Annotated in this window: 18 protein-coding genes; 4 read left to right on the forward strand and 14 right to left on the reverse strand. The window is 31.8% G+C overall.

Going from position 1 to position 13319, the window contains the following annotated elements:
* Positions 1-200: 200 nt before the first annotated feature.
* The 7 genes from J3477_RS03770 to J3477_RS03800 form a co-directional block, all read right to left on the reverse strand.
* Entirely contained in the window at positions 201-758 is a 558-nt protein-coding gene (locus tag J3477_RS03770) for a GNAT family N-acetyltransferase (RefSeq protein WP_206868226.1), read from the reverse strand.
* Positions 759-1180: 422 nt separating this feature from the next.
* Positions 1181-1339 (reverse strand): hypothetical protein, encoded by a 159-nt coding sequence (locus J3477_RS03775; protein ID WP_206868227.1) that lies wholly within the window; start codon positions 1337-1339, stop codon positions 1181-1183.
* A gap of 81 nt (positions 1340-1420) precedes the next feature.
* A complete protein-coding gene (locus J3477_RS03780) occupies positions 1421-1600 on the reverse strand; it encodes a hypothetical protein (protein ID WP_206868228.1) in 180 nt (59 codons plus the stop codon).
* Positions 1601-1829: 229 nt separating this feature from the next.
* Complete coding sequence (locus J3477_RS03785) at positions 1830-3116, reverse strand: MFS transporter (protein WP_206868229.1); 1287 nt, start codon at positions 3114-3116, stop codon at positions 1830-1832.
* A 100-nt stretch (positions 3117-3216) separates the two neighbouring features.
* Positions 3217-4770 carry an ABC-F family ATP-binding cassette domain-containing protein gene (locus J3477_RS03790; protein ID WP_206868230.1) on the reverse strand — a complete coding sequence of 518 codons (1554 nt, stop codon included), beginning with the start codon at positions 4768-4770 and terminating at the stop codon, positions 3217-3219.
* 206 nt (positions 4771-4976) lie between these two features.
* Positions 4977-5252 (reverse strand): CD3324 family protein, encoded by a 276-nt coding sequence (locus J3477_RS03795; protein WP_206868231.1) that lies wholly within the window; start codon positions 5250-5252, stop codon positions 4977-4979.
* 310 nt (positions 5253-5562) lie between these two features.
* Positions 5563-6132: a TetR/AcrR family transcriptional regulator gene (locus J3477_RS03800; RefSeq protein WP_206868232.1), complete on the reverse strand. Its 570-nt coding sequence runs from the start codon at positions 6130-6132 to the stop codon at positions 5563-5565.
* A 153-nt stretch (positions 6133-6285) separates the two neighbouring features.
* Between J3477_RS03800 and J3477_RS03805 the strand changes: the two genes are divergently transcribed.
* Positions 6286-6795: an HXXEE domain-containing protein gene (locus tag J3477_RS03805; RefSeq protein WP_206868233.1), complete on the forward strand. Its 510-nt coding sequence runs from the start codon at positions 6286-6288 to the stop codon at positions 6793-6795.
* 74 nt (positions 6796-6869) lie between these two features.
* Here the strand turns inward: J3477_RS03805 and J3477_RS03810 are convergent, their stop codons facing one another.
* The 5 genes from J3477_RS03810 to J3477_RS03825 all read right to left on the reverse strand — a co-directional run bounded on the left by J3477_RS03810 (position 6870) and on the right by J3477_RS03825 (position 9114).
* Positions 6870-7643, reverse strand: coding sequence for a class I SAM-dependent methyltransferase (locus J3477_RS03810; RefSeq protein ID WP_206868234.1), 774 nt, complete (start codon positions 7641-7643; stop codon positions 6870-6872).
* A 69-nt stretch (positions 7644-7712) separates the two neighbouring features.
* Positions 7713-8228, reverse strand: coding sequence for a 2'-5' RNA ligase family protein (locus tag J3477_RS03815; RefSeq protein ID WP_206868235.1), 516 nt, complete (start codon positions 8226-8228; stop codon positions 7713-7715).
* Positions 8229-8267: 39 nt separating this feature from the next.
* Entirely contained in the window at positions 8268-8465 is a 198-nt protein-coding gene (locus J3477_RS26060; protein WP_228731201.1) for a hypothetical protein, read from the reverse strand.
* The gene (locus J3477_RS26230; RefSeq protein ID WP_284691973.1) at positions 8450-8572 is read right to left on the reverse strand and encodes a hypothetical protein; all 123 of its coding nucleotides are present in this window, start codon (positions 8570-8572) and stop codon (positions 8450-8452) included. Before J3477_RS26230 ends, J3477_RS26060 begins: the two co-directional genes overlap by 16 nt.
* A gap of 89 nt (positions 8573-8661) precedes the next feature.
* Positions 8662-9114: a VOC family protein gene (locus tag J3477_RS03825; protein ID WP_206868236.1), complete on the reverse strand. Its 453-nt coding sequence runs from the start codon at positions 9112-9114 to the stop codon at positions 8662-8664.
* 309 nt (positions 9115-9423) lie between these two features.
* Here J3477_RS03825 and J3477_RS03830 point away from each other — a divergent pair, with 309 nt between their 5' ends.
* Entirely contained in the window at positions 9424-10365 is a 942-nt protein-coding gene (locus tag J3477_RS03830) for a DMT family transporter (RefSeq protein ID WP_206868237.1), read from the forward strand.
* Between the two features lie 91 nt (positions 10366-10456).
* On the opposite strand, the gene J3477_RS03835 is transcribed toward J3477_RS03830, so the two are convergent.
* On the reverse strand, positions 10457-10798 hold the full coding sequence (locus tag J3477_RS03835) for a GlpM family protein (RefSeq protein ID WP_206868238.1): 342 nt from the start codon (positions 10796-10798) through the stop codon (positions 10457-10459).
* A 27-nt stretch (positions 10799-10825) separates the two neighbouring features.
* Positions 10826-11338 carry a GNAT family N-acetyltransferase gene (locus J3477_RS03840; RefSeq protein ID WP_206868239.1) on the reverse strand — a complete coding sequence of 171 codons (513 nt, stop codon included), beginning with the start codon at positions 11336-11338 and terminating at the stop codon, positions 10826-10828.
* Positions 11339-11481: 143 nt separating this feature from the next.
* On the opposite strand from J3477_RS03840, the gene J3477_RS03845 reads away from it, so the two are divergent.
* Both J3477_RS03845 and J3477_RS03850 read left to right on the forward strand, forming a co-directional pair.
* On the forward strand, positions 11482-12402 hold the full coding sequence (locus J3477_RS03845; RefSeq protein WP_206868240.1) for a LysR family transcriptional regulator: 921 nt from the start codon (positions 11482-11484) through the stop codon (positions 12400-12402).
* A 131-nt stretch (positions 12403-12533) separates the two neighbouring features.
* Positions 12534-13226: a GNAT family N-acetyltransferase gene (locus J3477_RS03850; protein WP_206868241.1), complete on the forward strand. Its 693-nt coding sequence runs from the start codon at positions 12534-12536 to the stop codon at positions 13224-13226.
* Positions 13227-13319: the final 93 nt, after the last annotated feature.

Consider the following 13319-nt stretch of genomic DNA (forward strand, 5'->3'; position numbering starts at 1 on the left):
CAAACAGTAACAGTTTTATCAAAATATCTAACATAAAAATGTTCTCTATCTATAGTGTATCCAACTTAATTAGTCACGCAGTGCGTGACTATTCAGAATTTCACCATAAGCCTTTTAATTCTTTGTAAACTTGTAGCAGTAAACCCTTTAGCAAATGCTATATATTAATTCTAATTTGTTCACTATTATATTTTTTATTTTCACTTTTCAATTTTCCACCATATTATTTCGTCATTTTCCTTATACCTAACAGCCCCTAAATTTTCTAAAAGCTTGTTTGATGGCATATTTGCTTTTTCCGTATCTGCAATCACATAAAGTGCTTTCGGATTTTCAAATATCCATTGAAGCAATGTCTTTAATGCTTCTCTTGCATAGCCTTTTCTTTGGTGACTTTCATCAATTACATATCCAACTATTACCTCACCAAGTTCATTAGGGCATCCTTTAAGTATTATGAAACCAATTATTTGGTTCTCTTCTTTATGAATTATAGCCCAATTAGTTAGCCACAAATAATTGTTAGCATCCTCCAGTACCTTTCTTAACCTTACCTTCATTGCATATTTCATATCTTCATCAAGAGTTGTATTTACTAAGTTTAATCTCAAATCAGTTTGCATTTTTGCATAATCTTCTAATGCTAATGCAAGCTGATGTGATTGTAATGGCAATATGATCAATCTTTCGGTCTCCAAACTATGGTTCATTGTCTTTAAATCTATATTCTCATCACTTTTAATTAACTTATTACTCATTCTTACTCTGCCTCCATAAAATCAAAATTTGGGTATAGCTATACCCTACAATAACTCTTTAACTACTCCAATTTAGCTACTTATTATATTATGAAGACATACTTTACTATCATTTAAATTGTACATCAAAATGTTCTTAAGCTCTTATATTGGAAGCAGTTCTATATAAATTCTGAAATTTTGATATCTTACTCATTGGCAACCACTCCTTTATATACTTCCAAAATATACTATAACATAAAGACTTTATAATATATATTTTTATCTTGATCCAAAATTCCATATATTGCAGAAATTACAAAACTAAAAGAGCTAGTTATTCAAACTAACTCCATCTAATCTGGACTATTAAACAATTTTAGTAATGCATTCCTTACATATAGTTTCATAATCATAATTATCGTTATGGTCGTGAACTCTATCTACTCACTATCAATATCGCTACTATTATGCTCTGAAACATAAAAGCAAATAGGAACATGCCTTTCATAACAATCTTGGCACATTTCCTTTAAACATTCCGGACATTCTGTCATATCCTCTTCATCGAAATACTCTTCACATAACTGACATTCTATCATACGGTTTAACCTCCAAATATATATTCTAAGATTATACCACTAGATTATATCTCTGTAAAAAGCTTTATTTCTTTCATTTTATCACTGCACGTGTCTATGATGAATATCTGGTGCATGTGAGTGAATATGCTCTATAAGCTCATGCTTATGAAAATGTGAATGGTTTCCACTTATAATACTTCCATATCGATGCTCATGGTCATGGTGTTCATCCTTATGATTATGACTATGTTCATGTTCAATGGCTTCATGTATATGCATATGCTGATGCTCTTCCCTAAGCAAAAGTACCGTTCCAATAATCATAATAGGTAATGTTATAAAAAACAGCAATAATACTTATTGATATTATTACTGTTCGGTCATTATATCCATTTTTCATTTATCTGTAGCCGTTCATTAGTCATCTGACTCTCTAAGTTATCTTCTTGTTTTGTTTCCTTGACAAAGTGATTCTTCAACATTTTTAAATTCCATATAAATAAACTTACTATTTTTCCAATTGCCATATATACCTATTTTTACGAAATATAAGGCATGTCAAGACTCCCACAATACCAAGAATAAAAAACAAAAATGCCGCACCTGACCCTTTTCCTATTCCGAATGCTATTGCCAATATCCCACCTGGTTGTTGCAATGCCATAAATGGTTCAAATACTTTATCAACTAATACCCCACCCAAGAAATATCCAATGGGGATTGTAAAAAACTGCAATGTATTCCTTGCAGAATAAACTCGCCCCTGCATATCTATTGGAATATAATTTCTAAATAACACATCCATATTGGAACTCATAATCGGAATAGCAATCCAGCCTAAAACTGCACCTATACATAATACTTGTATTGATTTCCCAAAGGCTAAAAAGAAATTTTCGGTGCTCATTGAAAGCATTAGTGCATTGCAAATCATTCGAACACGACTTTTAGGCGCTGGCAGTATAGAAGCAAAAATGCTACCTACCAGCATAGCAATTCCAGTAACAGTATTAATAACGCCAAGAGCTACCTCTCCATCTCTCGATAAAAGCATAGCTGGTAAAGTTGCATTGAACATAGAAGCAGTAAAATTGATGGCAGCCAAAAACAGAATCAGATCCAAAATTCCACGGTTATGTTTCAAAAAAAGTAATCCGTTTTTTGCTGACTGCAAAACCGATTCTTTCTGCGTATTTTCATGCTGCACCTTTGGTATTTTTACGAAGCATAACAGAGATATAAAAGCAACTGCAAATGTTAATAAATCAAACGCTATGATCATATCCATGCTGGTTAAGGTTAAAAGTGCCGTTGCGATAATTGGTGTCATTATATTTATAAGAGAATTAGAAAAGGAACGCATTCCACTGACCTTCTGGTAGTGTTTTTTTGGTGTAAGAATACTAATAGTTACATCCGCAGCGGGTTGCTGAATTGTATTCATAAGTCCATTTAATGCATTCAAACAATAAAGATGCCATATCTCTAGCCTACCAGTTTTTAATAAAACCAGTACTGCAACAGTACACAGTGCCGCAAAGCTATCGCTTATAAGCATTGTGATTTTCTTGTTCCACTTATCACTTAGGGCACCTGCAAATATGCTCATAACTACATAGGGTACATACGTGCATACAGAAAGCAGTGCAGTTATAAGTGCAGAGCCATGTTGCTGATAAGACCATATAATTAAGGCAAAATTTGTCATAGAACTACCTAAGGCTGAAAATGCTTGTGTAAGCCATAAAATTAAAAAGCTGCGAAGCTCCTTGATAGAAGTTTTAAATGAATTCATATTACCTAGCTCCTTTTTTAAGAGTTCCATTAGGAAAACTTAAGTTATGCTTGTTCAAAAATCATGTTGTTTGAGGGTTTTCGTAGCATACATAAAATTATCATAGAATTTTAGCAGTCCACTCCCCACAATCCCAAACCTCCGTCACAATATCACTATAAAACTCCGGTTCATGGCACACTAGAATTATGCTTCCCTCATATTCCTTTAAGGCACGCTTAAGTTCCTCCTTAGCATGAAGATCCAGATGATTTGTAGGTTCATCTAAAACTAATATATTAGAAGGTTTATTGATTAGCTTACATAGTCTTACTTTAGCTTGTTCTCCTCCGCTTAATATATTAAAAGGACTTTCTATATGCTGCCAGGTTAATCCACACTGAGCAAGACTTTTTCTTACTTCTGTTATAGTAAAGTCAGGGAATACATTCCACACATCGTGTAAAACTGGGGTAGCATTATCCTCTGTGAGCTCCTGCTCAAAATATCCTATCTTTGTATATTCACTTAAAGCTATTTCTCCATCTATAGGTTTTAGAAGTCCAAGTAGACTTTTTAGAAGAGTGGTTTTTCCTAAACCGTTAGCTCCAGTTATTGCTATCTTCTGCCCCCTCTCCATTTTTAAATTAAGTGGTTTACTTAAGGGCTTATCGTAGCCAATAGATAATCCCTTAGTCTCAAAAATTATCTTTTCAGGCATTGCTACAGTTTTAAAATTAAAATATGGCTTTTTGATATCCTTCTTTATCTCTATTCTTTCAATTTTATTGAGCTTTTTTTCTCTAGCTTTAGCTTGCCTTGCAGTTGCAGTTCTCACCTTATTTTTTCTTATATATTCCTCAAGCTTTTCAATTTCCTTTTGCTGCTCTTTATATTCAATTATCCTCTGCTGCTTTCTTATGTCATAAAGCCTAAGAAAGTAATCATAGTTTCCTTCATATCTAGTAAGTTCCTTGTGCTCAAGATTATAAACCACATTAACTACACTGTTTAAAAAGCTATTATCATGAGATATTACTATAAAAGCACCGTTATAATCTATCAAGTATCCTTTAAGCCATTCTATATGCTCTTCATCTAGATGGTTAGTTGGCTCATCTAAAAGTAAAATATCAGGCTTTTCTAAAAGCAGTTTTGCAAGTAGAATCTTAGTTCTCTGCCCTCCACTTAAAGCTGATACCTCTTTCTCTAAAAGCTCTTTAAATCCAAGTCCTGCTGCCGTTGCCTGTATTTTTGAGTTTATGCTGTAAAAATCATTTTTATCTAAGGCTTCCTGCATTATGGCTATTTTGTTTAAAGCCTGATTCATTTCTTCTGTATCCATATTGCCAAGCTTATTATATAAATCATTAATCTTACTTTCCATGTGGTACAGCTTTATAAATGCTTCTTTCAAAAAATCTATGGCAGTAATTCCTTCTTTCAAATCCACAAGCTGATCCATATATCCTATGGTATACCTTCTATTCCATTCAATAGTGCCGCTATCAGGTAATATTTGATTTGTAATAATCTTCATAAAGGTTGATTTACCTTCTCCATTAGCACCAATAAGACCAACATGCTCTCCTTTAAATAATTTGAAGGCTGCATTGCTGAACAGTATCCTATCGCCAAAGGAATGGTTCATATTTTCAATTGTTAAAATGCTCATATGTCTGCACCTCCTTGCACTGTCATAAGTTATATAAATATTGCAGTTCCACTCCATAAATGCTGAAACGAAGTGGTACATTCATATACTATCACCCACAGCTTAGTGGTCCAAGGTCCCAGATATTTCTGTAATAAACATGCTCATATGAAATAACAAAAGGCATATTTCCCACAGAGCTAACTGTGAAAAATACGCCTCATCTATCATCCATATTTTCTTTTATTCCTTATTATTCTTCTAATGCTACTTTCGGTTAGGAAATACTGTTCAGCTAAGCACTTAACAGGTACTCCCGAGGAATACTTATAAAGAATCTCATTATCTCTATCACTAAGTTGCTTTTTAGTGTCAGTATTTTCTCCCCAAGCCTTTTTGTTTTCGTCTTTTCTAGGGATATAGATATATCCACCATCAATGTATTTTTGAATTTGTTCTATTATACTGTTTGGTAATATATTTTGTGCTTTCTCATATCTCATAATCTTCGCTCCAATCAACATTTAGTTTCTAAATGAAGATGCAACGCTTTATAAAATATGAAAAACTAATCTTTATCTATTGGCTCCAAGCAAAAGTTTTCCATATCCTACAAGCTTTGCATGGAGCTTACTACTATTGTTAAAAACATCTTAATTCACTTCCTTTTTATCCCATGATAAACTATTTTGAGGCCACTTGTCAATTTTGTAGACATTATTTCAAATAGCATAAAATTTATATATTTTTAAGCAATGTCGCGGTTAAATAACTTCTCACTACAGTTTATACTCAATCTTAATAATTGATTCCTCATTTACATGGATATTCAAACACTTCTGCTAATTTAGAGAAAAGCTCAGTATGATCAGCCAGTTGTTCATATCCGTCATTTTGCAAGCACCACTTAATCGCAGTCATAACAAACGCTGCATATAAATCGGATAAATAATCTAAAATCTCAGGTGATTTTCTATTTTCTGTTCTAAAATATTCATAAAAACTTTTCTTTAGAAAATCAGACATATCCTCATATAGATGAATTCTATCTGTATTAATTGTATAAAGAGCTAAAATTTCTTCCCGTTTGGAAGATAGTGTTTGATATAAAGGTTTTATAACTATCAAAATATCTTCAAAATTAGCACAGTGAAGTCTATCCTTTACACCAGTCTTTAGCAAATCAAATACTTGATTGCAAAGATTTTCAGCCAACTGATATTTATCTGTGTAATGCTTGTAAAATGTAGATCGATTAATTAAAGCCCTGTCCAATATATCCTGTACTGTTATTTTATAAAAATCTTTTTGCCCAAGTAAATAAATAAAAGATGCTTCTATATTTTTCTTCGTTTTTACAACACGTAGATCATTTTCCCTCATATTGAATTCCTCCGTACCATTATCTTGGAATAATTTATATAGATAAACAACACTTTGTATTATTATTGTAGTTTAACTATACAAACCTTTAAATACTAATGATTGAAAGATTAAGCTAGATAAATAAAATAAATATTAAAGGAGTGATAAAAAATGAATGAATTAAGATGGTTTGCATGGTTGTTCCCCTTACTATTCATTATGCACGATATGGAAGAGATTATTATGGCAAAGCAATGGTGTAGTAAAGGTCTTAAACAATATATTTATCTTCCTATAACACCCTTTGGAGGCACAAAAAATACAGTTGGCATTGCAATTGGTGTATATGAAGAATTGATTTTATGGCTTATAGTTACTATGATTGGCAATATTAGTGGGTTTTATGGCTTATGGTACGGCTTGCTCGTGGCAAATATCGTACATTTGATTTTATTCCATATTATTTTATTGCCATTGTCCTATCGGCAGTATGTACCAGGTGAGATAACCGCATGGCTTACGGTTATTCCATGTTGTTATATTTTAAAACTTTCTCAGAATATCTTGAGTTACTCTGCTGTTGAAATTACCATTTGGGTAACTATAGGGATTATATTTGCTTTCGCAAATATGAAAATACTTCATAAAAACATCAATCTGTTATCAAAATTAGTGGAATAATTATGTTGTTAGGAAAACAAGGAGATGACTTAGTTCATCTCCCTGTTTATATCGATTAATATACAAAAAATTAACTATGCCTTTTTCCCATATATCATATACCAGTCGCAATCTTTATCAAATGTATCTTTTATAATATTCAAGCCTAATGTTTTCATTGTATCTACTAAACTTATATGTGTAAATGGCGTAAAACTTAATGAATTCTTGTAAAGTTCAACATGATTATCTTCCCAAATTTCTTGAAATAAAATCTCTACCTCTGCCTCTTGCTCAATACCATTCAATTTCCAATGATACATTGGGATATACTCTTTATTTAGATATGATATTTTATCATATACAGTAAATCTTTTGTTTTCAGCTACTATCTTCTCCCAATTGCGAGTCTCTATAACAAGTGTCCCTTTATCTTTAAGTACTTGAACCATAGAAGAAATATTATTTTTTCTCTCTACTTCATTTTGCGAATGTACGATTGAGTTACCTACATTAAACACAATATCAAACCGTCTCTGAAAAAGACTTGGTAGCTCTACCCATCCCTTAACATATGTTGAGATTGACACATTATGTTTTTTTGAAAATTCATTTGCAAGCTTTACCATTTCCTTACTTATATCGGTGGCAGTAACTTTATATCCATTTAGCGCTAATGCAGTAGCCTGAACCCCATTACCACAGGCAGAATCCAGTATCGTTACTTCTTTATCCGTATATGATTGTAACAAATTCTTATGCTTTTCTATAAACTCCAAGCGTTGTACTTGCTCTGTGTCCATATCTCCATAAAAAGCATTGTATAACCAATTCATCTTATCATAATCTTGTTTGTCAGCATTATCCATATGTTATAAATCCTCCATTAAATTACTAAAGTTAAATTACTTGAGTCCAAAATCTAATTAGAAAGTTTGTTACTTAAGTTCATATTCTATTACAATAATTGATTCCTCATGTTCGCCAATCATTTCAATGGATATCTTATTAACCAAAGTGGAAAATCTATCACTGCACTTACTTACATCATCAAACGCCTTATCAAGTAATTCTTTAGTAGATACTTTTCCAACTGTCATGTGTGGTATATAATCGTACCCTAAATCAAACTTCTCTAATTTATCTTTATATAGTATGCTATGAATGTTTATTATTTCATCCATACCTTTTATTACATTTAAGAATAAGTAGTTTCCATATTTGTCCTGCTGTTTACTAAAACCTTGTAATTGGATTTCAAATGAAGGTATCCCCCTCAAACACTCTTCTAAATGAAAATTAAGTTCTTCATTAGTCAACTCACTATTAAAAGGAAACACCAAAGTAATATGTGGCAACACCAGATCTGCCAAGGGGTCATATTTCTTACGAATATTATCTATAATATGAATATTTTCAAACTTAGGAAAAATCATAATAGTCCTTGTATCCATAGTCATATCTCCTATATTAATATCTATTTGCTGTCGCTATCATAGGCAACCATAAACATGCAATTTACATAATTCTTCAAAACAGCTCTCTACAGAGAATTTTGGGAATTCCCATTGAATCTTTCTTGCAAAATACACCAATGCTCCAATATCCTTAAACCGTAGATATGGAAAAAACTCTTTTGCATATAAGACCTCAAAAAACTCTTTTTCTATTTCTTTCAAGTTATTATCCAAGGTAAGTTTTCTTCTTCGCATCTATTTTCTAAATGAGAAAAGTCCCATCCTTCAAAGGTATCCTTTTCCTCTTTTTCCCACAACTCTTTTAGTTCTCTATACTCCATAACAATCCCTCTTATCTCCCATTTCACTATTTCACTATCTCACTATCTGAAAATGCATCCATATATCACATGCTTATTTGGATACACCACTATTCAAACTCCCCTTCTTCAGGAACATATTCACCAGTAACTTCAATAATATTTCCATCAGGATCTGTGAATTGAAAGTAATAATATGGGCTAACATTACATACATATCTAATCTTTGTGAGCTTGTCAGTAATATCTAAATTCTTAACTCTCTCATACTCTTTTCTAAGATTTTCATCCCAAAAATTTAGCACAAACTTACGGGTATTTGGAGCAGCAGTAATTGACTTCATATCATCAAAGTACTCTATATACTCACCCTTATGTACAACTAAATTTGGATTTTCCGAGTCAAAATGTCCATTCATAATGGATATACACTTTCCTTCAAACTCAAATATTGCAAACCTGTCCATATTTTTTCTGGTAACTGGAATCTGTAATAGCTTTTCATAGAAATCAATTGATTTATTAAAATCATCTACAATCAAATAAATTGAACCTAAATGCATTTCATCCCTCCTATAAAATAAGTGTTTATTACTTATTTTGATGACATCAAAGTTTTATTATTATTCTAATTATAACATTTTTTGTAAATATATTTTGTATTATCATACCGTTTTCCATCAAAAGGTATAGTTTTTGATTAGCTTTTTCTGTCAATTATCTTTTGTAAGATTGTTTCTCCCACCTCATCCCCTACTAAAAAACTTGACATAAAGTTACTTTAGTATGTTATATTTATTTTGCCATTAACCTCATGGTACGGCAATTATTTAAAATTACTATTGTAACTTTTTCAAATTAGGAGGTTTTATATGTTTACAGCGGTTTTAGCCATAGTTATTGGGGTAGGACTGGCAAACCAAACAGCTATTAACTCATATTTAAGAAAATTTGTTGGTTCTCCATTCTTGGCTTCAATGATCTCATTTGTAATTGGAACTATTTTTTTAACAGCAGCTACTCTAATTAGCGGTTCTTCACTTACAGTTCCACTGCATCTATTTGCCACTGAGCCTTATTGGTTGTGGTTAGGAGGTGTTTGTGGTGTTATTGCACTTACTTCAAATATTCTTCTATTTTCAAAACTAGGAAGTGTGCAAACAACTGTTATGCCAATTCTCGGAATGAGTGTCATGGGAATGATAATTGATAATTTTGGTTGGTTTAATTCAATGAAACATTCTTTTGGCTTTAATAGAATTATTGGAGTTGTTCTCGTACTAATAGGAGTATTTTTATCTGTTGCTGTACAGTCAGTTAGGACTAATAGCAACAGTAAATCAGAGAAAGAAAAGAAAAAATTTGAACTTTTAATATGGCAGATTATAGGTATATTAGTAGGTTTTTTGATGGCTATTCAATCAGCAATTAATGGTCAGTTAGGTCGTGTGGTTCATTCTACTTTTCATGCAGCTTTTATTTCGTTTTTTGTTGGTTCATCTATTTTGATTGTTGTAGTAGGATTAAAAGAACACTCCTATTCAAATATTAAAAAACCAATTACTCAAGGTGCACCCTGGTGGATCTGGATTGGCGGTTTTATTGGGGCATTATATATTCTTATTAATGTCTATTTAGTTGGACAAATCGGAACTGGTCAAACTGTAGTTCTTGCTCTATTCGGACAAATTGCAGGAAGTTTATTAGTTCAGCAATTTGGTTTACTAAATTCTGTTAAGAACAAAATTATTCCAATCCAAGTAGTTGGATTGCTTATTATGTTGATAGGAGTTGTTTTGATTAAAATATTTTAATATGTAATTACAAGCATTAAAGAGAAGCTACGTTAAAGTTGCTTCTCTTTAAATATTAAAATAAAGCTAGGACAAAGTTTTAAAATAATTGCTAAACTATATTTAAATTCTTCCATATTATAATCAATATTGACGAAAAAACTATCCAAACTATACTTGATATTAAAATAGAATTAAATATGTCGTATTTTTTCAAAGCATAATTTAGTGCAAAAAGAAACATCACAAAGGGTATTGCTGATAACATCGCAAAATGCGTTGTTACACGAACTTTTGAAGCTCCTTGCTCTTTGTACATGAAATAATATGCAAGAATACTTAAACCAGGAAAACTCAATACTAATCCAGCAATATAATAATTATGTGATTTTGATATAAAGTGAACAGCAATCATAATGATCACAGCTACAATGCATTTTATAAGTAAATTCAATCGTAATCTCTTCTTTCCTTAACTGATTTATTCTTCTAGAGGCACTTCAGGTCCTTTTAAATCTAATTGATAAAAAGCTAAGTCTAGCCATTTACCAAATTTAAAGCCTGCCTTCTTTACTGTACCTGAATATTCAAATCCCATTTTCTCATGCATTTTTATGCTGCCTTCATTTGCTGCATCAATACCAGCAACAAGTGTTGCATACTCTCTTTCATTTGCAATTTTTATTAGATCCTTCATTAACTTTGCTGCAATCCCATGATTTCTATATTCCTTATGAACATATATGGAATGCTCTATTGTATATTTATATGCTGGCCATTGTCTAAAATGCCCAAATGTAGCGAACCCAACCACCTTATCACTTTCTTCAAATACTAACAAAGGATATCCATCCTGCTTCTTCTTTTCGTACCATTGTTTTTTCTCCTCAAGAGTCTGAATCTTATAAGCATAAATCGCTGTTGTGTTAAGTATAGCATCGTTATAAATTTCTAAAATATCCTTTAAATCCTTCTCATTTGCTTCTCTTATCATTTTCTACTCCTTCTGTAACAAACTTGTTTCCTATATTTTAGCACCTTCTCCTGCAACCCGTAAAATTGACTTTATTAATTACCTGCTATAGAATGAAGTTATATCAAACCGTTAAGCAGAATGAGGTAAGGGGTAGTGATGAAATGACACTGCAACAGTTTAAGTACATAGTAGAGATTTCCAAGCATAATTCTATCAGCAAAGCAGCTTCTGCACTTTACGTGACTCAGCCTAGTATCAGTAAGGCAGTACAGGAAATAGAAAGTGATTTAGGTATTACCATTCTTGATAGAACAAATAAAGGAGTTGTCTTCACAAAAGAAGGCACTGAATTGTTATTCTATGCTAAAATGATTCTGGAACAAACAGAATCTGTCGCTTATCATTTTAACAAGCATAAGGCAGCAGACTTAATAAAGTTTTCCATCTCATCACAACATTATAGTTTTGCCATAGAAGCTGTGGCAAATCTAATGCATTATTTTGCAGAGCAAAAATATGAATTGACGATTCGTGAGGGAAAGGCAACTGAGGTTATTGACGACGTGTGTGCTAGCAGAAGTATTCTTGGAATCTTATCTTTGACGGATTTAAATAAGGGACTTTTTGAGCGTTACTTTATATCAAACTCATTAGAATTTACACCCCTCGCCTCACTAAAACAACATGTCTTTCTTAGAAAAGAACATCCTCTAACTAATTTCAAATCCATTACCTTAGAACAGCTACAGCATTATCCCTATCTGACTTATCAACAGGATGATGTCTTACTCCATTTTGCAGAAGAATCCATAAATATAGACAATACCACAAAGCTTGTATATGTTAAGGATAGGGGTACAATGGATAATCTCCTATCAAATACCGATGGCTACAATCTCGGAACCGGCTGTATTGTGGAAAATTACACGAATTCCAATATTATTTCTATCCCTTTAGAAGGAAGCGATCAGATTCAAGTTGGTTTTGTAAAACGAAAAGATGTATTTTTGTCAGAAGAACTTTTGTTATACATTGATTTTTTGACAGCAGCGTTGTTAAAATCTGCACCTAAAGAGTTATAAGCTGCATTTTAAATAACTGAAGCTTATAACTCCTAATTTAAAATACCTTTCAATACCGCTTAAGTGCAGTTTAGTTCACAGCTTTGACTCATAGATTTATTACAAAAATAGAAAGTTAAAGGTGCAAAAATATGAAAGATAAAGCAATTAAATATTTAATAAAAAATCCATTATTACATATGGGAATGATTGAGCCAATACGTAAAGATACTGTAGATATACTATATGCTGATACAGATGGTGTACTGATAAAGGAACTAAAAAGTAATGCATATATGCTATCTGTAGACAATTTTAAAAAAGGACAAGAACTATTAAATAGTATATCTAACTGCAATCTAATTGTCTCACATCAAAAATTTATGGTTGATTATATATTAAACAAGTTTGGACTAAATGAAAAACTTGAATGTTATCAAGCAGTATACATGGATAAAGTTAAACTTAATCTAAGTAAAGATTTAGAAATAAGGCAGTTAGATGAAGACCAAATAGATGTTATATTAACGCATTATGATAAATTGTCGATTAGCGAAATCAAAGCAATTTTAAAGGACGGAAATTTGTTTGGTGGATATAAGAATGGAGAACTAATGGGCTTTATTGGAAATCATTTAGAAGGAAGTCTAGGCATCTTAGAGGTATTTCCTCAATATAGACGTTTGGGATATGGAGCAATGCTTGAACGTTACATGATAAATCAAATGCTTGAAAAAGGTTTAATCCCATTTGCACAGATTGAAGTAAACAATGAAAAATCCTTAGCCTTACAAACCAAACTTGGATTTAGTATATCAAAGGAAAGCTTGTTTTGGATATTCTAAAAAATTATATTCATAATGAAGTTAAATCATGATTTTATTATACATAGACGTAAAATTAAAAATTGTTTATAAGGTTTGCGTTTGATAATAAGA

Origin of the sequence: Clostridium zeae (assembly GCF_017312485.1) — a bacterium.
Lineage (GTDB): Bacteria > Bacillota > Clostridia > Clostridiales > Clostridiaceae > Clostridium_AR > Clostridium_AR zeae.